18 protein-coding genes are annotated in these 21,186 nt (G+C 42.5%); 13 read left to right on the forward strand and 5 right to left on the reverse strand.

Going from position 1 to position 21,186, the window contains the following annotated elements; genetic code table 11:
• The first annotated feature begins 6 nt into the window (after nt 1–6).
• The 9 genes from AC570H_RS17325 (at nt 7) to AC570H_RS17365 (ending at nt 8,155) form a co-directional block, all read left to right on the forward strand.
• Nucleotides 7–444: a MarR family winged helix-turn-helix transcriptional regulator gene (locus AC570H_RS17325; protein ID WP_497357118.1), complete on the forward strand. Its 438-nt coding sequence runs from the start codon at nt 7–9 to the stop codon at nt 442–444.
• Nucleotides 445–479: 35 nt separating this feature from the next.
• The gene (locus AC570H_RS17330) at nt 480–2,897 is read left to right on the forward strand and encodes an outer membrane beta-barrel protein (protein ID WP_497357120.1); all 2,418 of its coding nucleotides are present in this window, start codon (nt 480–482) and stop codon (nt 2,895–2,897) included.
• Nucleotides 2,898–3,103: 206 nt separating this feature from the next.
• Entirely contained in the window at nt 3,104–3,520 is a 417-nt protein-coding gene (ruvX, locus tag AC570H_RS17335; protein ID WP_497357122.1) for a Holliday junction resolvase RuvX, read from the forward strand.
• 5 nt (nt 3,521–3,525) lie between these two features.
• Entirely contained in the window at nt 3,526–4,155 is a 630-nt protein-coding gene (locus tag AC570H_RS17340; RefSeq protein WP_497357124.1) for an O-methyltransferase, read from the forward strand.
• Between the two features lie 63 nt (nt 4,156–4,218).
• Nucleotides 4,219–4,914, forward strand: a complete 696-nt coding sequence (locus tag AC570H_RS17345) for a glucosaminidase domain-containing protein (protein WP_497357126.1) — start codon at nt 4,219–4,221, stop codon at nt 4,912–4,914.
• Nucleotides 4,915–4,968: 54 nt separating this feature from the next.
• Nucleotides 4,969–5,820: a glucosaminidase domain-containing protein gene (locus AC570H_RS17350; RefSeq protein WP_497357128.1), complete on the forward strand. Its 852-nt coding sequence runs from the start codon at nt 4,969–4,971 to the stop codon at nt 5,818–5,820.
• A 49-nt stretch (nt 5,821–5,869) separates the two neighbouring features.
• The gene (locus AC570H_RS17355; protein WP_497357130.1) at nt 5,870–6,634 is read left to right on the forward strand and encodes a hypothetical protein; all 765 of its coding nucleotides are present in this window, start codon (nt 5,870–5,872) and stop codon (nt 6,632–6,634) included.
• A complete protein-coding gene (locus tag AC570H_RS17360) occupies nt 6,631–6,957 on the forward strand; it encodes a hypothetical protein (protein WP_497357132.1) in 327 nt (108 codons plus the stop codon). Before AC570H_RS17355 ends, AC570H_RS17360 begins: the two co-directional genes overlap by 4 nt.
• 205 nt (nt 6,958–7,162) lie before the next feature.
• Nucleotides 7,163–8,155, forward strand: coding sequence for a DUF3078 domain-containing protein (locus AC570H_RS17365; protein ID WP_497357134.1), 993 nt, complete (start codon nt 7,163–7,165; stop codon nt 8,153–8,155).
• A gap of 2 nt (nt 8,156–8,157) precedes the next feature.
• On the opposite strand, the gene AC570H_RS17370 is transcribed toward AC570H_RS17365, so the two are convergent.
• The 4 genes from AC570H_RS17370 to AC570H_RS17385 form a co-directional block, all read right to left on the reverse strand.
• Nucleotides 8,158–10,593 carry a DUF5916 domain-containing protein gene (locus AC570H_RS17370; RefSeq protein WP_497357136.1) on the reverse strand — a complete coding sequence of 812 codons (2,436 nt, stop codon included), beginning with the start codon at nt 10,591–10,593 and terminating at the stop codon, nt 8,158–8,160.
• A 114-nt stretch (nt 10,594–10,707) separates the two neighbouring features.
• Complete coding sequence (locus AC570H_RS17375) at nt 10,708–13,080, reverse strand: TonB-dependent receptor domain-containing protein (protein ID WP_497357138.1); 2,373 nt, start codon at nt 13,078–13,080, stop codon at nt 10,708–10,710.
• A gap of 220 nt (nt 13,081–13,300) precedes the next feature.
• Nucleotides 13,301–15,586, reverse strand: a complete 2,286-nt coding sequence (locus AC570H_RS17380; RefSeq protein ID WP_497357140.1) for a M56 family metallopeptidase — start codon at nt 15,584–15,586, stop codon at nt 13,301–13,303.
• Nucleotides 15,583–15,945 (reverse strand): BlaI/MecI/CopY family transcriptional regulator, encoded by a 363-nt coding sequence (locus AC570H_RS17385; protein WP_497357142.1) that lies wholly within the window; start codon nt 15,943–15,945, stop codon nt 15,583–15,585. The genes AC570H_RS17380 and AC570H_RS17385 overlap by 4 nt, the downstream gene beginning before the upstream one ends.
• Nucleotides 15,946–16,152: 207 nt before the next feature.
• On the opposite strand from AC570H_RS17385, the gene ffh reads away from it, so the two are divergent.
• The 4 genes from ffh to AC570H_RS17405 all read left to right on the forward strand — a co-directional run bounded on the left by ffh (nt 16,153) and on the right by AC570H_RS17405 (nt 20,697).
• Nucleotides 16,153–17,487, forward strand: coding sequence for a signal recognition particle protein (gene ffh / locus AC570H_RS17390; RefSeq protein WP_497357144.1), 1,335 nt, complete (start codon nt 16,153–16,155; stop codon nt 17,485–17,487).
• 171 nt (nt 17,488–17,658) lie between these two features.
• Nucleotides 17,659–18,396: a hypothetical protein gene (locus tag AC570H_RS17395; protein ID WP_497357146.1), complete on the forward strand. Its 738-nt coding sequence runs from the start codon at nt 17,659–17,661 to the stop codon at nt 18,394–18,396.
• Nucleotides 18,397–18,423: 27 nt separating this feature from the next.
• A complete protein-coding gene (locus AC570H_RS17400; protein ID WP_497357148.1) occupies nt 18,424–19,002 on the forward strand; it encodes a toxin-antitoxin system YwqK family antitoxin in 579 nt (192 codons plus the stop codon).
• Between the two features lie 156 nt (nt 19,003–19,158).
• Nucleotides 19,159–20,697, forward strand: coding sequence for a YifB family Mg chelatase-like AAA ATPase (locus tag AC570H_RS17405; RefSeq protein ID WP_497357150.1), 1,539 nt, complete (start codon nt 19,159–19,161; stop codon nt 20,695–20,697).
• Here the strand turns inward: AC570H_RS17405 and AC570H_RS17410 are convergent.
• Nucleotides 20,694–21,059 carry a helix-turn-helix domain-containing protein gene (locus AC570H_RS17410; RefSeq protein ID WP_497357152.1) on the reverse strand — a complete coding sequence of 122 codons (366 nt, stop codon included), beginning with the start codon at nt 21,057–21,059 and terminating at the stop codon, nt 20,694–20,696. The two genes, AC570H_RS17405 and AC570H_RS17410, sit on opposite strands and share 4 nt — an antisense overlap.
• Nucleotides 21,060–21,186 lie beyond the last annotated feature (127 nt).

Here is a 21,186-nt window from a genome sequence, read left to right on the forward strand (position 1 = left end):
TGTATCATGATGGAGAACCTTAATGATACGATGCTCTACACTTTAGACAAGTGTTTTAGAACCTACAACCAGTTTGCACAACGCAATGTGCGCCAAGAGGGCTACGATATTACCATCGACCAATGGCTCATTTTAAAGAGCGTAGCCGAAAACCCGACCATTACACAGAACGACATCAGCAAAATTGTTTTTAAAGACAATGCCTCCATTACCCGAATCATCCAGTTGCTGGTAAACGCAGGTTATTTGGTGCGCGAAGCCCATCCTTCAGACCGCCGACGGGTAACGCTCATCTTAACCGACAGTGGCTACCAGGTAACTAAAGAGGTAAATGAAATTGCCATTCAAAATAGAGCGAAGGCCTTGAAGAATATAGAGGCCAGCAGCATCGAACAAATGCGGAAGCTTATGCAGCAAATCATGGCCAATTGCCAGCAAAGTTGATCCAATACCTAGAAAAACAGCAAACTAAACCACAGATGAAACCAAACAAACTATTTTTATTATTGCTCTGCCTACTAGCCAACCTAGGGCTTTATGCACAGCGCACATCGCCAAGCCTGCTTGTTACGGTACTTGACGAGCAACAAAAACCAATTGCCAACGCTACGGTAGAACTGCACAAAGCGACAGACAAAGCCTTGGTTAAAGCAGCCATCAGCAATGAAAAGGGGCAGGCAGATTTTAAGGCCATCGCACAAGGCGATTACTATGCCACGGTTATTGCTGTAGGTTTTGGCAGCAAAAACAGCAACACCTTTCAGTTGCCTACCACACAAACAGTTGCAATAAACCTGAGCACAAGTGCCAAGAACCTGCAAGAAGTGACCATTACCTCGCGCAAGCCTTTTGTACAGCGCAGCCAAGGCAAAACCATTGTAAATGTAGATGCGGCCGTAACCAATGCAGGAACTACGGTTTTAGAAGTGCTCGAGAAATCGCCGGGTGTAATGGTTGATAAAAACGGGGGCATTAGCTTGCAGGGCAAACCCAGTGTTTTGGTGATGATCGATGATAAACCCACCTATCTTTCGGGCACCGAGCTGAGCAATTTGTTGAGCAGCATGAGTTCGTCGCAGGTAAACCAGATCGAATTGATTACCAGTCCATCGGCCAAATACGATGCCAACGGAAACGCAGGGATCATCAACATTAAAACCAAGAAGAACAAACAGGAAGGCTTTAACGGCAATTTAGTTGCCAATGTAGGCCAAGGCAAATACCTGAAGAACAATAATTCGCTTTTGCTCAACCTGAGATCTGGACAGTTCAACACTTTTGTAAACTATAGCTATGGCTATAACAAGGGCTTTACTTCTATTTACGCCTACAGGCAATATTTTGATAACCAAGGCGCGGTTACTTCGGCCTTAGACCAGCCTTCTTATTTGGGAAGCACCAACAACAGCCATGTGCTTAAAACCGGATTGGACTTTTATGCCTCCGAGAAAACCACTTTGGGCTTGACGCTTACTGGTACTTTGGTAGCCAGAGACGGCGCCAGCAATGCCGTTGCCACCTGGTTGAGCAAAGGCGCGGTTGATTCAGCCATTACCACCAACAGCACCAGTGATTTTAACCTGAAAAACGGAGCCATCAATGTGTATGGCCGCCATAACATCAGCAAAACGCAAGATATCGGCTTTGATGTAGACTACCTGCGCTATGGCATAGACAATGATCAGTTTTTTAACAACGTACGTACCGGAACCGTTGCCTATAATCAAGGTTCAAGGGGCACCATTCCATCCAAACTGAAAATATTTGCAGCCAAAGCCGATTATGTATTGCAATTGGGCAAAACAGCCAAATTGGAAGCTGGTGCTAAATCATCGACCATTAATACCGATAATACGGCCAATTACGAGCTTTTTGATGGCAACAATTGGAATGCCGACTTGAACAAAAGCAATCACTTTTTGTACGAAGAAAACATCAACTCGGTTTACAGCAGCCTAGAGCATAAATTGGGCCGGTTGAGTTATCAAGTTGGTGTACGCTATGAGAATACGCATTATGTGGCCAACCAGTTGGGCAATGCGGTGAAAGCCGGAAGCCGTTACACCAAAACCTATCAGGATTTTTTCCCCTCGGGCTACCTTACCTATCAAGCCGATTCGGCCAATTCCTTTTCTTTCACTACCGGACGGAGGATAGACCGTCCGGCTTACCAGAAGCTCAATCCTTTTGTGTTTATCATTAACAAATACACCTACCAGCGAGGCAATCCATTCTTTTTGCCTCAATATACCTGGAATTTTGAGCTGAGCCATTCGTACAAAGATTTGTTGACAACGGCTGTTTCTTACAGTGGGATCAAGAATTATTTTTCACAATTGTTTCTATCAGAAGGCGATGACATTTTGGTATACACCGATGGCAATGTTGGCCAAATGCACAATATTGGCGTAGCGGTAACTTTGCAGGTGTCGCCGTTTAAATGGTGGTCGCTTACGGCACAGAGCAATTTTAACTATAAAAAACTGAGTGGTTATCAAAACGTGAATTACCGTTCTTCGGTCAAACAGCTACACAACAGCATGAACAACCAGTTCAGGATCAGCAAAACCTTAAATGCGGAACTTTCTGGATTTTATACCACCAAGGCCCGTAACGATTTGCAGGAGCTGCTTTCGCCAACCGGCCAAGTTTCTGCAGGTATTGCCAAAACCATTTTAAAAGGCAAGGGTACGGTGAGGCTAAGCGCACGCGATATTTTCTATACCCAATCGATGGAGGGTTTAACCGATTTCCCTGGCGCTAATGAGTATTTCATTTTATGGAGAGACAGCCAAGTGTTGAACGTAGGTTTCAGCTACCGTTTTGGCAAACCTTTAAAAGCAGCCAAGCGCTCAACTGGTGGTGCCAACGATGAGATGAACAGGGCGGGTTCTTGAAAAAGTCTTAAGTCCGCAGTCGGAAGTCTGGGTCAGAAGTCTAAAAGGCCAGTCTTAAGCTGGGAGTTTGGGGTTTGGAGTAGGAAAGTCTAATCGCTTCAAAAACTATTGACTCTCGACTTCGGACTCCCGACTCCCGACTTTCGAACTCCCTACTAACCGCGCCACAGGCGCTCTCGAGATAAATCTATATCTTTGCCTCGAATATGGCACGTATCCTGGCTTTTGATTATGGCACCAAACGTATCGGCATTGCCGTAACCGATCCTCTGCAGATTATCGCTACCGGCTTGGACACCATCCACCCCAAAGACATCGTAGACTACCTCAAAAAATACATGCTGAGCGAGCAGGTAGAGGCTTTTGTAATTGGCGATCCGAAGCAAATGGATGGCACGCCTTCTGAATCGGCACAGCACGTGAAGGGTTTTTCTACCATCTTAAAAAAGAATTTTCCGGGTGTTCCACAGCATTGGATCGACGAGCGTTTTACTTCGAAACTGGCGCACCAAGCCATTATGCAAAGCGGCCTCAAAAAAAGCGATCGCCGTGATAAAGAGCGGGTAGATACGATTTCGGCCACCATAATTCTGCAATATTTTATGGAACAACACCGTTTATAAGCACAATGATTAGCGAAGAACTACAAAGCCTTTTGTTAAATTATGCAGAGCCCGAAGATGAGCTTTTGCAACATATCGACCGCGAAACCAACCTCAAAGTATTGATGCCGCGCATGTTGAGCGGCCACTACCAAGGTCGGGTATTGAGCTTATTAAGCAAGATGATAGGCGCCAGAAGGATTTTAGAAATAGGCACTTTTACAGGTTACGCCACGCTGTGTTTGGCAGAAGGGTTAAGCGAAGACGGGATCATTTATACCCTCGATATCAATGCCGAACTGGAAGATATGGTGCGTGGCAACTTTGCCAAATCGCCACTAAATTCTAAAATCAACTATATAATTGGCGATGCCCAGCAAAGCCTCCAGCAAATTGACGAGGTTTTTGACTTGGTGTTTATAGATGCCGACAAAAAGAACAACGGCACTTATTACCAGCTGATTTTCGATCGGGTAAGGCCTGGCGGGATCATTATTGTGGATAATGTGCTGTGGAGTGGAAAAGTGTTGGGTGGCGCACAAGACAAAGACACCAAAAACATTAGTAATTTTAATGATGAAATTGCGAAAGACCAAAGGGTAGAAAAATTAATCCTACCTGTTCGCGATGGACTATTTGTGATCAGAAAAAAATAATTCGAGTTGGCAATTGTCAATTGACGGTTAGCATCGTCTAACATTTAATCAAGCAATTTAACAATGAAGAAAATCCTTACTTTATGCCTGTTGCTCTTATCGGCATTTTTTAGCAAAGCACAATCTACCGAAGATTATATCGCCGAACATGTAGAGCATGCGCAGGAACTGATGCGCGAACATCAGCTGCCGGCCAGCATTATCTTGGCCGTGGCCATTCACGAATCTGCCGCCGGCAAAAGCAAGATTGCCCGTTACCTGAACAACCATTTCGGGGTAAAGGGCTCCAACAGCAGTACCGAAATCCGTTCTTCTTACCGCGATTATCCAACTGTAGACTCATCTTATAACCATTTCGTTTTCTTTTTGCACAGCAGGCCTTATTTTGATGTGCTTTTTGAAAAATACAATCAATACGACTATAAGAATTGGGCACGAGGCATCCAGCGGGGAGGTTATGCCCACAGCCGTACCTGGGCCTCACAGGTAATCGGCCTCATTAAAAAGTACGAACTCTATCTTTACGACGAGAGGCCTGAAAACTATGAAGAAGAACCAGAACCAGTTGTAGTTGCAACGGTAAAAAAATCGCGCAGCGCGAAAAAAACAACATCAAAATCATCAAAAACCTATACCATTAAAAAAGGCGATAACCTGAATAAAATTGCCGAGCGCCTGGGTACCACTGCGGGTGCATTAATGAAAAAGAATGGACTGACATCGGCAGCGCTGCAACCCGGACAAAAAATCAAACTCTAATGAACAATCGAACGAAGAGCGCTCATGAATACCAATAAAAAACAATAGACCCTAATGAAGAATACCATCCTCTTATTAACCGTTGCTACCTTGTTGTTAGGTGCTTGTAAGTCTAGGCAGTACAGCCGCAACAACAAACAGATTGAAAAAGCGGCCAACAAAGAAAACCCAAATTTCACCAATTATACCACCATCAGCTATATCGAAACCTATAAAAACGTAGCCATCGAGGAGATGAATGCCTATGGCATACCCGCCAGCATTACCTTGGCTCAAGGCATCCTTGAATCGGGCAGTGGCAACAGCTCTTTGGCCAAATATGCCAACAATCATTTTGGCATTAAATGTACTTCCGACTGGAAAGGCAAGGCTTATTACAAAGACGACGATCAGGCGAACGATTGTTTTAGGGTGTATAAGGATGCCCGCGAATCGTACAAAGACCATTCTGAGTTTTTAAAGCGGAAACGCTATAGCTTTTTGTTCGAGTTGGATAAAAACGATTATAAAAACTGGGCATTGGGCCTTAAAACAGCTGGTTATGCCACTAATCCCAAATATCCAGACATGTTGATTTCGACCATCGAAAAATACAAGCTGTACCAATACGACCAGCCCGAAAGCGAGCGCGAAAAAATCAATCGCGAAGACCGCGTTTTTTCAGAAATCAATGCCAATATCCCGCTAGAAAAGAAAAAATTTACACCGGTTGATGTAGCACCAAAAGATCCACCAAGCCCTGCAACAACGCCAGGCAGTACCGATAGTTATTATACCGTAAAGCAAGGCGATACTTTGTTCCGCATTGCGCAACTGTTTAAGCTGAGCGTAGACGACTTGAAGGCTTTGAACAAGTTGAGCGATAACAACATTAAAGTTGGACAAAAACTTTTGGTAGTTAAATAATGTTAAGAGCAAATGAAGCTATCGGCATAAATCGTAGCTTTGTTAACACATGAGATTTTCGGTCATCGTATTTTTGATCCTCTGCAGCACTAAACTGTTTGCCCAAAACAAGGCAGTACAGGGTTTTGTGGTTGATTATGACAGCAAATTAAGGTTGGCCAAGGTGTACATCTACAATTCCAGCGATGACGAGGGCTTGTACAACAACACCAAAGGCGAATTTCTAACCAATGTAAAAGTAGGCGATACCCTTTTTGCCGCATTGACTGGCTATGCCATGGATACCGTAGTTTACAAGGGCCAGTCGGCGATCGTGTTTCAGCTCAAATCTCTCAGCATCAAACTTAAGGAAGTACAGATTTTGGGCAAAAAGCCTACTCCAAGCGAGCAATATGCCAAAACCTTGAAAGAATATAAATATGCGATAGACAGAGGCAGTACCAAAGATCCTTTTTCCTTGGGACCATCGGGCGCAGGCTTAAGCATCGATGTTATTTTTAACCTTTTGAGCCGACAGGGTCGCAATGCGCGTAGGCTACAGGCCATTTTAGAGCGCGATTACCACGAAGCGATTATCGACCACAGGTTTAGGCCAGACTATGTGAAGGCTGTGATCGGTGTAGAAGATGATACCGAGATCAATGACTTTATGGTGCAGTACCGCCCAACTTATCAGTTTGTATTAACGGCATCAGACTATTCGTTTGTACAGTTTGTGAAAAACAGCTACGCTTCATACAAGCGTAATCCGGCTGCATTTAGGCTTCCTAAACTGCCTAGGCTAAGCATCCAATCGAACCCCTCCAATCCATGAGGCATTGGCTAATTGTTTGGCCAAAACTTCCTGCCAGTGGAATGGCCCTTTTTCCTTTTATATTGGTTAAAACCAAGGCGCTAAAAGCCGATCAATCATTAATTAATCACGAACAGATACATTTAAAGCAGCAACTGGAACTGTTGATTATTCCTTTTTATCTGTTTTACCTGTTCAATTACCTAGTTAATCTCATCAGGTTTCGCAACCATTACCAAGCTTATATGCACATCTGTTTTGAGCGAGAGGCTTTTGCCCATGAGCTTGATTTGGATTATTTAAAGAAACGGAAGTTTTATAGTTGGGTCAGGTTCTTCAACTAATTAAGATACATAGAAGTAAAAAGCTTTAGGGTAAATGCACGCTCACCACCTTAGACCGTTCGGCTGGCTGTTTTCATTAACATTACCACCAAATGAACCAATGACTAATGACCAATGAACTAATTAGCCAATTGGCTCGGCAGTTAAAGGCCAATCGCCATAAAAACTTTTATTAGCTGTTATTTTTCTTTTTCTTTGTAAAACAATGAAGAACATACTACTTAGCCTACTATTCGTCATTATTCTTTCGTTTCCTGCTGTAGCCCAAGAGACAGACACCATTCCTATCTCTACCAAAGATCTAGATATTAGGCTCAAACGCAGTCCACTTCCGTCGCGGATGGGCACCTTACAATTCGAGTCTGTAAACCTTAAGCCAGCCTCGGTTAACGCCAGGGTAAACTACTGGAAAACCAAAACTTCTGTAGGCATCAACATCAACCAGGCCGCCTTTAGCGACAACTGGAAAGGTGGCGGGGTAAACTCTTTGGCCATTGGCGGATTGATCAATTACAAAGCCGAATACAGTAAAGAAAGCTATAGTTACGTAAGCGAAGTCATCTTACAGTATGGCAAGGTGAAAAACAAAGACCAGCTGCAAAAGAAAACCACAGACCGTATTTATTGGGATAACAAAGCCGCGGTACAGCTTTCGAAAAACTGGTATTTTTTCGGTTCCATTAACTTCGAATCGCAGTTTGACAAAGGCTTTTCTTATAGCAGGGATGCACAGGGAAACGAAACTGAAAATCTCTTGTCTAAGTTCATGTCGCCAGGCTATTTAACCGAATCTATCGGTTTTGAATACAAGCCCAACAAATTTTTCTCTACCCGAATTGGTACAGGTACGGCCCGTCAGACTTTTGTGCTCGATACCGCGCTTTGGCGCACCAATGCCAACAACTTTGGGGTAGAAAAGGGCAAGAGTTTCAGAAACGAATTGGCTTTTCAGATTGTGAGCAGCTTTGAGAAAGAGGTGGTTACCAACATCATGCTCAAAACCAGGTACAACATGTTTATTCCCTACGATAACTTTGGCCATATCGACCATCGTTTGGATATTAATGTTACCGCCAAGGTTAACCGTTACATCAATGTATCTGTTACTGGCGTAGGCTTATACGATCGAGATACAGACCTCAAAATACAGGGAAGCCAAACACTGGCCCTTGGCCTCATGTTTGTCTTCCCCAGATAGGTTTATTTGTTTTTCTTCTTAACCAGATTTAGGTAATCGATATAGTAAAGCACCTTAACCGAAAGGCTGTTGTTTTGCGGTCCTGATAAAACCTTATCGAAGTTAGCACCATAACGCTTGGTGTAAAACATTTCATTCGATTCTGCGGCATCTTTGTAAGTTATACTCAGCTCGCTTCCAGGGGCAAATACCCATTGGTAAACCAAATCGATGTTAAACACGTTGTAATTGCGGTCTACATCTTGCAGTGTGGCGCCGTTGTAGGCGTCTAATCGGCCTCCGCTGTTCAATACAAAAAACTCTTTGTTTCGCCTGTCAGACCAATAATGCCTCACCCTCAGGTTAATGCCCATTTTATTGCTGAAGCTGTATTTGGCATCCATCGAATTTTCTACCGTATTTCTGTTGTATCTCGAAAAAATGGCTTGTGTGCCTTGAGTGGCCACCCAGTTTACCAAATCATAGCTTGGTGCGTAAGTAAGGTCTAAGCCAAAAGCCAGCTTATCGTTTACACGCAGGTTTTGGAAGAAATAGAAGTTATAGATTTGGCCCTTAAACAGATCAAGCTTGGTAATTTGCACGTTGCCACCAAAATTATAGGCTTTAGCCCTATTGGGATTGATGAATACGCTATACTTAAATTGCGAAGGGGTTTTAAACACTTGTCCATTCCTTGCTTCATAAAAATCATTGCCGCTCGCCGCATAAAAGAAGTTCAGCTCTGCCGACCAGAAGTTTTTAAACTCGATATAAGGTCCGCCTTCGATGCTCAGGTTCTGGTAATCGCCCGGCTTAAACCTCCTTGAGTAAGAGACCCTCGAATAGTTGAACCATTTGTTGTACCAGGAACTAGGCTTATAAACATCGTAATGGGCGGTTAACGCTTGGTCAAAAAAGTTGTTGTTGGTATAAAAGCCCATATCAGATGGATCGAACTTTGTATCTGAAAATGTTTGCTGGTAGTCGTAGGTAACAGTTCCGCTCTTTTTGCCCAGGCTAAAATCATAGGCATAGCCGGTACGGTCTGCTGAAACAGGAGCTGCTGTAACGTAGCTCATTTTTCCCGCCCCGCTTACAAAATACTTGTTGCCTTTGTTATTGAGGTTGAACATCGCCGCGCTCACATTGGCATCGTAGGCACTGCCTTGCCTCAGCACATTTGTATTGATCACGCTTACCGAACTGTTGTTCTTTAGCGATTGGTCTAACACAAAAATATTGTAATTGGTTAAAGGCTGGCTCTTAAAGTTGCGCTTGTTGCCCTGTGCATCTTCCACCTCGGTATACATGCTGTTGGTAACGGCATTAAATATGCCCAAGCCCAATCCACTAGCCGTACGACCCGATATTTTGGTGGCATTAATGATTTTGGCTTCCTGCGGGCTTTTTACGATTTTCTCGCCCGGCTTTAAATCGCTGTAGTCAAAATAAGAAGGGATGGACCCAATCCTTTTTGAGTAAAACAAATCGCCTTTATTAAACAGCTCTGTTCCTTCGGTAAAGAACTGTCGGTTTTCATTAAACTTTACTTCAAATGGCGTTAGGTTTAAAATACGGTTATCGCTCTGCACCTGACCAAAATCGGGAATCAGGGTCATATCCAAGGTAAAGCTCTGGTTAATGCCATACTTTACGTCCATACCGCCGTTAAAAGTGGTTTGCGTGTTTTTAATCCCCGGCGTGTTATAAGGATAATGACTTACCAAAGTAGAAACATAAGGCGAGAAAGAGAGGCGCAAAGGTGCTTTGATGCCCTGCAAACCTTCCAAAATACCCTCCTGATTGATAAAGCCGCTCACTCTCGGATCTACAAAGTTCCAAAACGTTTGCAGGTTAGATCCCGTACGTTTCCTTACAAAGTTGAGGCCCCAGTTTTGGATATCCCTGCTCGAAAAACGCAAGGCCGAATAAGGGATCTTGAACTCGGCAGTCCAGCCGTTGTCGTCAATATTGATTTCGCTTTCCCAAACTGCGTTCCAGTTGGCATCCTCATCGCCAATCAGCGAGTATTTGGCATCGAACTGCACGCCCGCAGCGGTTACATAAAATCCGTTTCCGTTTACCCCATCTAAAAAGGTATCGAATACAACCCCAATAAAATCGGCGTTGCCAATGTCGTCTCTCGATACCAGCTCGTGCACTACGCTATCGCGCTTGTCGTACATGCGGGCAGCTACATAAATGGCATAATCGTCATACAGGATTTTTACTTCGGTTCTTCTTTCTTTTGGTTCTATACGGCCCGGAACAGGCCTGTTTTCTATAAAATCGGTAGCAATTGGAACGCCTTCCCAAACGGCATCGTTTAATAAGCCATCAATTTTTGGGCTTGCCGAAGTACGTTTGGCTTGGAGTTTTTTCTTGACGGGCTGCGTATTTTGTGCAAAACTGGCAACCGTACAAAAAATGAAAATTAGGGATGTTAATAGTAGTTTCATTTGATTTGTCTGGTGGTGATAAGACGGGGTTAAAGTTCGTAATGTTGCACTAAATGAAAAATATTTTACTTTGTTTTGTCGTATCTTTTGTGTGGCACGTTTCCATGCTAAAACTTAATTGGCTCTTTGTGTTTCTCTAAAATTAACCTGTTTTTGGTTGCCTTTTACTTTCGATTTGCCAAAGGTATAGGTGAAATTCAGGTTTAAAAGTCGGGTATCGTAATAAGTACTGGAGTATTGGATACCATCGGCATAGTATAACCTGGTCTTCTGTAAATCACCTTTCAAGATATCGTTAACAGAGGCATTGATCTGAAATTTATTTTCAGCCAACGTTACCCTGGCCCCTGCCGAAAGCACATATCGGCCCGCATTATACGCATTCCCTTGTTTTGAAGACAATGATTGCCTAAAATTGACAAATGTAGAGGTTTGTTTACTGGTTTTAAAGGTGTTGTTAATGCTGTAGTAAAAGGCCGATCCGTTTTGCGCAAGCACTTGCGCCAGTGCAGATTTCGAATTCGAATAACTGTAAGTAGCATAGCTGCTGTTTTCCCACCAAGGGAAGAATTTTTGGTTGAAGGTTGCCGTTACCCCAGTACTGTATTGGGTTAGGTAATTATACGCATTTACAACCTTAAAGGCATCTTTAACTTCTATGATATAGGCATATCCATTGACTAATTTTTGACCATAAGCCGTTAAAGACAAATTGCCATGTAAATAAGAGAGCTCCACATTATGGTTGTATGAAGGCTTTAAAAATGGATTTCCAGTATAATAAGTGTTAGGATTGGAGTACCATTTGGCCGGATTGATTGCCCTTAAACTTGGCCTGTTGATCCGTTTTGAATAGTTGATAGAAAAGGTATTCTTGGAATTTGGCTTGTAGCTGAGGTAAACCGTTGGAAAAAGCTTTCCGTATGTTGATTCGGTTCGTGAGTTAACGGTTGGCGAATAGCCGTCGACCAAGGTATATTCATAACGCAAGCCAGCTTTAGCCTCCCACTTTTTATTTAGTTCTTTTTGCAGGCTGATGTAGCCAGCCATGTTCTTTTCGTTGTACTCGAACAAATTGCTTCTCAATGGATCTTGCCGAAATGCGTCCTGTACAAAATTGGAATAAACCGTTTCGGCATCCTGATCAAAATTGGTGAACTTTAAGCCTGCTTCAACCATTGCCCATTTATAGGGCAGTACCAAATCTGTTTGTGCCGACCAAACATTGAATTTTGAGCCGTTAAAATTCCGCACGCGAAGGCTTTGCCCAGTTTGGTCTGAAGTGGTTTGAAAGTTATTGGTCGTTTCTGGCTGCGACTCAAAAAAATTGAAGCTTGTGCTCAGCTTTTTCCCCAAACTATCTAGTTTCTGGTCGTAATAAACACTAAGTGTTTGGTTTAGGTTCGGATTTTCGTTATGCGAAACCGTACGAAGTACCGAATCGGTAAGGCCTTTGGTTTGGTAAACCGTAACATTGTCAATATCCATGTCTGAGGTGGTTTTGCCGAAATCGTAAATCAGACCTAGATTAGCCATCTTGCTTGCCTTATAATCGAGGCTCAAGTTGGTGCCTATCCCGTTGGAAATGGTTTTCCTCGGATCGCTGGTCAAAATAGAATTGACACCAATGTTATCAGTTTGTTCATCTATATGCGATTGGCTCTTGTACTGTCTCAACCTAATAGAACTGGCCAGCTTTTGCGACTGGTAATTCAGGTTAAAGTTATTGGCATAAGAAGAGTAGGTGTTCTGGTTAAACGAAGGGCTATAATTGCCGCTCCAGCCTAGGTTCGGGTTGCTTTTCATCACAATGTTGATGAGCCCGCTATTGCCTTGCGCCTCATATTTGGCTGGGGGCGTAGTAATTACTTCTATTTTTTCAATATCGTCAGACCGTAGCGACTTAAGGTAATTGATCAAGTCGCTGCCGCGAAGCTGTACCATCCGCTCGTTGATCATTACGGCTACGCCACCTTTTCCCACCAAAGAAATTCCGTTTTCCTCCACCCTCACCATGGGCGTTAATGCCAAGGCCTGGGTAAGGTCGGTGCCTTTGGCTGCGATCGAATTTTCGAGGTTAAACACCATGCGATCTATCTTTCTTTCTATCAAAGGTTTGCTTCCTTTAATGGTTACTTCTTTAAGCGTGCTGGTGCTACTGGTTAACAACAGAGTTGGCACGATAAAATCAGCATTAGCCACTTCAAAACTTGCAGATTTTGCTTTTTCGTAACCTAGGTAATAAGCTAAAATATAATACTTTCCCGGCTTGATATTATTAAACTCGAACACGCCCTGGGCGTTGCTGTATTGGGTGCCAATGGTAACTGAATCGGCCAACTGTATAAGCGTTATCGATGCAAAATCTAAACCCTTTTGTTGATTGTTTTCTATAACTTTTCCGCTAACCTTAAATACCTGGGCTTGCAGGGGATCGGCAAAAAATAACAGCATAAGGCACAAGAAAGCCTGCAAAATTGTTTTCATTTTGTGTTTGATTGGTTTGGTCAAGGGACAGCCTTTCCAAGCAGCTGTTGCATTGCTTGGCAGGTTGATATTTTGATAAAGGGCAATAAGGAACCTGCCTGCTCAATATTAGGCAGCTTGCTGGTTATTTTAGGAAATTGGGGGATGTTTTGCTGGAAGGATATAACTATTTTTGGCGCCTTAGGCACCAAAAATAGTTGTTTGGTTTATTTTGGTCTAACTAGTCTACCGCCAACACTTTCATTTTAATATAGTCTTGGATCGTGCTGTAGTTATGGCCTTTTTTCTTCATCGAGGCCACAAAAACAGGCGAAGTTCCCGTTGTTTTGGCAGCAATCAAATTGTGGATGCTTATGTCTTTAAAGCCTAATTTTTTGAACTCGCTAAAATCATTGGCCGTGGCCCCTACCGATTTAAGGGACATTAATTGACGGGCTGTAATATCTGTCAGCCCTGCTTCTTTAAAGCTATCGAAAAACTCTGGTGTAATGCTCATTGACTTCATTCCAATCAGGTCCTTATCAGTAACTTTTAAGCCCAATTTCTTGAATTCGTCAAGATCATTAGGTGTAGCTCCTACCGATTTAAGCGACATCAATTGGCGGGCGGTAATATCTGTCAGCCCTGCTTTTTTAAAGCTGTCAAAAAACTCAGGTGTAATGCCCATTGATTTCATTCCAATCAGGTCATCATCAGTAACTTTCAAGCCTTTATCTGTGAAACCTTTGGCATATTCAGAAGTAACGTTAAGTACTTTCTTGGCAATCAGGTTTCCAACAACCCTATCCTCATCGTCTTTGTCATCGCGTCTTGCAGCTGTTTTATCGGTCGATCTGGTTCTGCTGGCTGGCGTAGTTTCTTGCTTGTTTGCGGCACGGCTTTCTTCATCGGCCATTTTTGCGCTTTTAAGGTATTCGCCATTAATGCCTTGCGCTTTAAATGTCACCATTTTGCTTGGTGTTATTTTGCTATAACCCGACTCTTTAATGCCTTTAACAAAATCGGCATCAACATCTAAAGCTTTCAATGGGATCAGTTCACCTAAGGTAACATTGCTCAAGCCCGCTGCTTTTAACGATTTGATATACTCGGGAGTTACATTTAAAGCAACCAAAGGAATAAGGTCGCCACTTGTAATATGGTCGTATCCTAATGCTTTGAGCGAGGTGATATAGCTTTTTTTAACGTTAATGAGAAAAAATACCATACTGTTTTTTTCGGTACTGCCTGTTATGCCTTCTTTGGTCAAAAAGCTTGTAAATTCTGCGTTAGGGCTGAATTTATAACTTCCCATGCCACTATTGCCATCAAATTTACCGGTAAAGTTCATGGTTCCTGCTTCGCGGGTTAACGAAAAGGTTCCTTCATTTCCCCTTGGCAGGTTTTTAAACTCTTCCAATGAAAAAGTTGTGCTTCCGGTGTTGTTTCTCCCATTTTCGCCTGATTCGAAACGGATGTTTACCTTATCGTCTTTGATGGTGGCAAACCAAGAGCCTTCGTTGTCCATCAATTGGAATTTTTCCGTTGGGAATTTCGCATTGATTAACCTTTCATTCTTTTTTACTTGCGGATCGTTCTTTCCGTAGGCCACAGGCTCATTCAGGAAAGCGATAAATACCAATAATAAGGGTACAATAAATAGATATTTCCACGTAGAGTTTACGTTAGATTTTTTTGCGTTCATCATAACTAATCTTTTTTTAAGTATTGATTGATTGTAGTTAGTGGTCAAACTGGCTGGAAAATGTGGGGCCGACACTTTTACCAAGCTCATTTGATAGCTGGCAGGCTCAATATCAGAGTTGGCCAGCAGTTCGTTATCCGTCAGAAATTCGAGGTTGTCTTCCATCGCCTTGCGGTACATCCAGGCAAAGGGATTAAACCATTGAAAAACCAAAGCCAGCTCGGCGATCAAAATATCATAGCTATGTCCTTGCTGGATATGGATTTTTTCGTGTAGGATAATCTGGTTGTAGGTATCCCAATCGTATTTTTCGGGATTGATAAAAATGTTGCTGCCAAACGAGCAGGGGGCCTGGTTGCCAGACAGCTCAACAATTCTGAAACGGCCATCAACAATTACAGGCCTCGAGTAGGCACGGTAGAGCAAAACGCAGAGCTGAAAAACAAAGTTTACGGCAAATACGATTACCCCTAGCCAATAGGCCCATAAAACCACTTTTAAGATAGAAACATCCTTAAAGAAAGAACTTGTCTGTTTGCTTTCCGTGTCGATTGTGGCTTTTGCCTGTACCGTTGGCTTTTGTTGCGGTACGTCTACCGCAGTCGCCGTGGGCTCGTTAATGAGGATGGGTACCTCTACATTTGCTTTTCTGAACGACCATTGCTCTGGCACCGGAATAAGGGGCAGGCTAAAAGACAAGGCCAAACAAATCAGCAACACATACCTGTTTAACGGGAAAAAGGTTTCGTTTTGTAGCAACAGCTTATAAAACGCTAGGCAGCCCGCCAAAATCAGGGCCACGCTCAACACGTAGAACATCATGGTTTCTTCGATTTAATGAGGTTAACAATTTCGGTTAATTCGTCTTCAGATAGATTTTGTTCTTTGGCAAAGAAAGCAAGCATGCGTGGATAAGAATTATCGAAATATTGGCTCACCACGTCTTTTAGCGCATGTTTCTGGTATTCTTCTCTTCCGATAGTCGGAAAGTAGCAGAACATGTTGCCAATTACGTCGTGACCCAAAAAGCCCTTTTCTTCCAAAATTTTTACCATGGTAGCTACGCTGTTGTAATGAGGTTTAGGATCGGGCAACAAAGGGATGATGTCCCTGATGAATGCCTTCTCTACTTCCCAAAACACCTGCATAATTTGCTCTTCTCTTTTTGCTAATTTGATCATGTTGTAATAATTGATAAACGAATGTACTACTAATTGATTAATAGTCAAACTAATCGATTAGTATTTATGTAACTTTTATATTACGTTTAAATTTGAAGCAGGTAGTTTTTTGAAAATCAGGCCGGAAAATTGCCTTGTAATTACGATTGAACTCGCTTTTAGGCAAAAAAACAATATCTTTGCATTTACAAAAATTTGTAACCAATTATGTTTGAAAATTTACAGGATAAGCTAGACAGGGCGTTTAAGGTTTTAAAAGGACAAGGAAGCATTACCGAGATCAACGTGGCCGAGACCATGAAAGAAATCAGGAAAGCTTTGCTGGATGCCGACGTAAATTACAAAACTGCCAAAACCTTTACCGACGAGGTAAAAGAAAAGGCGCTGGGCTCAAACGTACTGACCTCTATTTCTCCTGGCCAGTTGCTCACCAAGATCATGAACGACGAACTAACTGCCTTAATGGGCGGCGAAGTGACCGATCTTGACCTGAAAAGCAATCCAACCATTATATTAATTGCCGGATTAAACGGTGCGGGTAAAACCACCTTTACTGGGAAATTGGCTTTGCACCTGAAGAGCAAAGGCAAAAAGCCTTTAATGGTAGCTGGCGACGTTTACCGTCCGGCTGCCGTAGACCAGTTACAGGTATTGGGCGAGCAGGTTGGCGTTCCGGTTTATGCCAATAAAGAATCCAAAGATCCGATTGCCATTGCCTTAGAAGGTATTGCCGAAGGTAAAAAGAACAACAATAACGTTATCATTATCGATACTGCGGGCCGTTTGTCAATAGACGAAAGCCTAATGAATGAGATTTCGGAGGTTAAGGCACAAACCAAGCCACACGAAATCCTTTTTGTAGTGGATTCGATGACTGGTCAGGATGCGGTAAATACGGCCAAAATCTTTAACGATCGCTTAGACTTTACCGGCGTGGTGCTCACCAAATTAGATGGCGATACCCGTGGCGGTGCGGCGCTTTCTATCAAATCGGTAGTTAACAAACCGATCAAGTTTATTGGTACCGGCGAGAAAATGGAAGCCCTAGACGTGTTCTATCCAGACAGGATGGCTTCGCGTATTTTGGGCATGGGCGATGTGGTTTCCTTGGTAGAACGCGCACAGCAGCAGTTTGATGAGAAGGAAGCCGCCGAGTTGCAGAAGAAAATCCGCAAGAACAAATTCGATTTCAACGATTTCTACAACCAGATCCAACAAATCAAGAAAATGGGTAACATGAAAGACTTGATGGGCATGATTCCTGGCGTAGGCAAAATGATGAAAAACGTAGATATTGACGATGATGCCTTTAAAAACGTAGAGGCCATTATCCAATCGATGACCCCGTTTGAAAAAGAAAATCCAGACAGCATACAACAAAGCCGCAGGCTTCGCATTGCCAAAGGCTCGGGCAACAAGGTTGAAGAAGTAACCAAGCTCATCAAGCAGTTTGAAGACATGCGCAAGGTGATGAAGCAATTCTCTAACCCTGCCGCCGCTGCTAAAATGATGCGCAACATGCCAAAAATGCCACAGCGCTAAGCTTAGGCTAAACATATTAACGAACCCTCAAGGCCATGCTTTGAGGGTTTTGTTATATTAAATCTTTTTTGGTCTACTTAATTAGGCATAGATTAAGCCATCACCACTTAAATTTGATTAAATTCGGGCACCATTATGAACAGGCTTAATCTCTTATTCTTTATATCCTCAATGCTTGCATTTGCATGCTCGCTGAAACCTGCTAAAGTTTCTACGCCAACCAAAACCTTCATTAATTCGGATTCGCTTACTTTAGAACAATATAAATCTGAAATCAAAAAAGAATATGTCGACAATGCAGATTCACTAACCAACGAAGAACTAGATAGTGCTTTTTTGGAGAGCACAATGAACATTGCCGAAAGCAACGTGGTCTATGCTCCAGATAAATCTTTCAAGGTTTTCTCTATACAGGTAGAAAGCTGCGGAGTCTACTGCAATACCGAATGGTACGCCTGGGTGCATTTTAATCTCAATGGAGAAGAAAAGATCAAAAAAGCCGAAATCAAAACCATAGATACCATCTACAAGCTCCCCGACAGTAAATACCTGCTGATAGGCAGGAGCTGGGGAAAGCCTATCTCTGTATTGACAATTGAATGTATGGAAGCCAGACTTCTATCGTTTACTGCAGATTCTTTAATTGCGCACCCCATTAAATACAGACAAGGCAATTCTTTTGAATTCTGCCAAGAAATTGGCATAGAGATGGAGGAAGGGCCCTACATCAGATACAATCAGAAACAACAACTGCTTACCTACAACTATGGAAATAACTATTACGTTTCTAAAAACAAGGATGTTGATACGATTAGACAAGGGCAGTTTAAATATATTAACGGACAATTTGTATTGCAAAATGAAAATATATCCGTTAATGTTCTAAGAAACGACATAAAAAACAAATGATTTTAAACAACATTGGTTCTTATAACAATGAAAACAAGATTGCTCCTATTGTTTTGCCTTTGTTGCAAAACAAGCCTTTCACAGGTCCAGATTAAACTTTCTTCTCCACCAAGCGGGCGAGAAAATTACCAGTTTATAAACATTGCCGACACTGCCTATATCAAATTTTCTCATCAAGAAGATATGGGTGTTTGGTATGGACAGAGTTATCAGCTAAAATCGGCCATTCAAAATGGAGCATACTATATTTATGTTGATGATGTACTCGAACTAAAGGCATTTATAAAAGACAAGAAACGGGATAGCATTTGGACAACTTACAATAAAAACGGCAGTATTCTATCTATTGAGCCTTATAAAGAAGGGAAACGGACCGGAAAATTTATCTATTACCATTCTAATGGGAAAATCCGCTCTATCGGAGAATTCATTAACGACAGTCCCTCAGGTGTTGTAATTTTATACACCGACAAAGGAATAATATGCGCCAAAAATTACTATATCAACAATGTTTATATTAAACAAGAAGTGTTTGACGAAAATGGAAAGCTCAAATGCATCACCGATCAAAGAACCGGCAAGAACATTCCTACTAAAATTGAGTAAACACGTCTTAATTTTTTCGTGATTATATAAAGGCCCGACTTTCTAAAAAAGAAAAATCCTTCTCCAAATAATTAAAAATATTAGCCATTAATTGAATTTCTCGAATAATTAAGCTGTTTTTTGCATTTGGCTGGAGCATTGTATAGATTCGGTTCTATGCTTGTAAAAACCTATGGAAGCGCTGTTTACGGGGTGAATGCCCTCACCATTACCATCGAGGTAAGCGTAGGTAGTGGCACCAAATATTTTGTAGTTGGCCTGCCCGACAACGCCGTAAAGGAAAGCCTCTTCAGGATAGAAAGTGCCATTCGAGTAGCGGGTTATCGCATGCCTCGTCAAAAGATTGTGGTTAACTTGGCGCCAGCCGACATCAGAAAGGAAGGCTCGGCTTACGACTTACCCATTGCCATCGGCGTTTTGGCGGCTTCTGGGCAAATAGAAATCCAAGACTTGGAAAAATATTTTATCATGGGCGAACTCTCGCTTGATGGCGGATTGCAAAGCATCAAAGGCGCACTACCCATTGCTCTACAAGCTTCAAACGATGGCTTTGAAGGTTTTATATTACCCAAGGTTAACGAGCGTGAAGCTGGAATTGTAGGCCAACTTTCGGTTTATGGCATGGAAACCTTATTGGAAGTGATTGATTTTTTTAATGGAAAATCTTTTCCAAAACCAGTTGTGGTAAATACAGCCGAAGATTTTTTTAAACAGACCAATGAATATGAGTATGACTTTTCTGATGTAAAAGGTCAGGAGAATATTAAAAGGGCTTTAAAAATCGCCGCTGCTGGCGGGCACAATGTTATACTAATCGGGCCTCCAGGAGCAGGAAAAACCATGTTGGCCAAACGGTTGCCTACAATCTTGCCTCCGTTAAGCATCCAAGAAGCATTGGAAAGCACTAAAATCTATTCTGTAGCTGGAAAATTATCGGCCAAACAGGCATTGCTTACCGAACGGCCCTTTCGTTCGCCGCACCATACCATTTCAGATGTGGCATTGGTAGGCGGGGGAGCCAATCCGCAACCTGGAGAAATATCCTTGGCACATCATGGGGTACTCTTTTTAGATGAACTTCCCGAATTTAAACGGACGGTGCTTGAAGTGATGCGCCAACCCTTGGAAGATCGAACGGTAAATATTTCGAGGGCAAAATTCTCTGTTGAGTATCCATCGAGTTTTATGTTGGTAGCCTCAATGAATCCCTGTCCATGTGGCTTTTTCAATCATCCCGACAAAGAATGTGTTTGCGCACCGGGCGTAGTGCAAAAATATTTAAGCAAAATTTCGGGCCCCTTGCTAGACCGTATAGATCTGCATGTAGAGGTTACACCAGTCAATTTCGAAGAACTCTCCTCTAATCAGCAAACTGAAAAAAGCAGCGTCATAAGAGCTCGAGTAATTAAGGCCAGGGCCATACAAAACGAACGTTTTCGCTACCAGGAGAACTTGCACGCCAATGCGCAAATGAGTTCGAACACTGTAAGGCAACTCTGCATCATCGGCGAAACAGGACAAGAGCTAATTAAAATGGCGATGGAAAAGCTGGGACTTTCGGCAAGAGCCTATGACCGCATTCTAAAGGTGGCCAGAACTATTGCCGACTTGGATGAAAGTGAAAACATAGCTATCGAACACTTGGCCGAAGCCATCCATTATAGAAGTTTAGATCGGGAAACCTGGGCCGGCTAGCCCTTTAATTTCTCCAATAAAGTATCTACCATCTTTTGCAACCGTTGAATTTCAGCATCTTTCGCTTCCATCATTTTTGCGTATAATTCTTTGTTTTCAGATACGATCGTATCTACATGGCCAATAGCCTGTTGGGTGCCTTGATTGGATTGAAGATTGATAATTGCCGGTTGTTGGCTCAATATATCCATCGGCGATACCCCTAAAATGGTCGCAATCTTCTGCAAGAGCTCAGTAGATAACTTAGTTTGGTTAGTTTCAATTCTTGAATAAGAATTCTGAGCCATGCCTAATTTATCAGCCATGTACTCTTGAGAGTAGCCCCTCATTTCTCTGATCATACGTATTTTAAGACCAACCATATTGTATTTTTTTTAAAAATAGCAATTTATTGGATAAAATATCCTTTTTATGGATAGGTTTTTAGGAAAATCTTCGCAACCTTTAGGACACTTTTGTCCCGTCCCCGACAAAAACGGAAAACAGCAT

The organism is Pedobacter sp. B4419 (assembly GCF_059693725.1).

Excerpts from the sequence above, each read along its gene's own strand:
- AC570H_RS17325 (WP_497357118.1), top strand. The coding sequence starts at position 7 with ATGATGGAGAACCTTAATGATACGATGCTCTACACTTTAGACAAGTGT.
- AC570H_RS17330 (WP_497357120.1), top strand. The coding sequence starts at position 480 with ATGAAACCAAACAAACTATTTTTATTATTGCTCTGCCTACTAGCCAAC.
- ruvX (WP_497357122.1), top strand. The coding sequence starts at position 3,104 with ATGGCACGTATCCTGGCTTTTGATTATGGCACCAAACGTATCGGCATT.
- AC570H_RS17340 (WP_497357124.1), top strand. The coding sequence starts at position 3,526 with ATGATTAGCGAAGAACTACAAAGCCTTTTGTTAAATTATGCAGAGCCC.
- AC570H_RS17345 (WP_497357126.1), top strand. The coding sequence starts at position 4,219 with ATGAAGAAAATCCTTACTTTATGCCTGTTGCTCTTATCGGCATTTTTT.
- AC570H_RS17350 (WP_497357128.1), top strand. The coding sequence starts at position 4,969 with ATGAAGAATACCATCCTCTTATTAACCGTTGCTACCTTGTTGTTAGGT.
- AC570H_RS17355 (WP_497357130.1), top strand. The coding sequence starts at position 5,870 with ATGAGATTTTCGGTCATCGTATTTTTGATCCTCTGCAGCACTAAACTG.
- AC570H_RS17360 (WP_497357132.1), top strand. The coding sequence starts at position 6,631 with ATGAGGCATTGGCTAATTGTTTGGCCAAAACTTCCTGCCAGTGGAATG.
- AC570H_RS17365 (WP_497357134.1), top strand. The coding sequence starts at position 7,163 with ATGAAGAACATACTACTTAGCCTACTATTCGTCATTATTCTTTCGTTT.
- AC570H_RS17370 (WP_497357136.1), bottom strand. The coding sequence starts at position 10,593 with ATGAAACTACTATTAACATCCCTAATTTTCATTTTTTGTACGGTTGCC.
- AC570H_RS17375 (WP_497357138.1), bottom strand. The coding sequence starts at position 13,080 with ATGAAAACAATTTTGCAGGCTTTCTTGTGCCTTATGCTGTTATTTTTT.
- AC570H_RS17380 (WP_497357140.1), bottom strand. The coding sequence starts at position 15,586 with ATGATGTTCTACGTGTTGAGCGTGGCCCTGATTTTGGCGGGCTGCCTA.
- AC570H_RS17385 (WP_497357142.1), bottom strand. The coding sequence starts at position 15,945 with ATGATCAAATTAGCAAAAAGAGAAGAGCAAATTATGCAGGTGTTTTGG.
- ffh (WP_497357144.1), top strand. The coding sequence starts at position 16,153 with ATGTTTGAAAATTTACAGGATAAGCTAGACAGGGCGTTTAAGGTTTTA.
- AC570H_RS17395 (WP_497357146.1), top strand. The coding sequence starts at position 17,659 with ATGCTTGCATTTGCATGCTCGCTGAAACCTGCTAAAGTTTCTACGCCA.
- AC570H_RS17400 (WP_497357148.1), top strand. The coding sequence starts at position 18,424 with ATGAAAACAAGATTGCTCCTATTGTTTTGCCTTTGTTGCAAAACAAGC.
- AC570H_RS17405 (WP_497357150.1), top strand. The coding sequence starts at position 19,159 with ATGCTTGTAAAAACCTATGGAAGCGCTGTTTACGGGGTGAATGCCCTC.
- AC570H_RS17410 (WP_497357152.1), bottom strand. The coding sequence starts at position 21,059 with ATGGTTGGTCTTAAAATACGTATGATCAGAGAAATGAGGGGCTACTCT.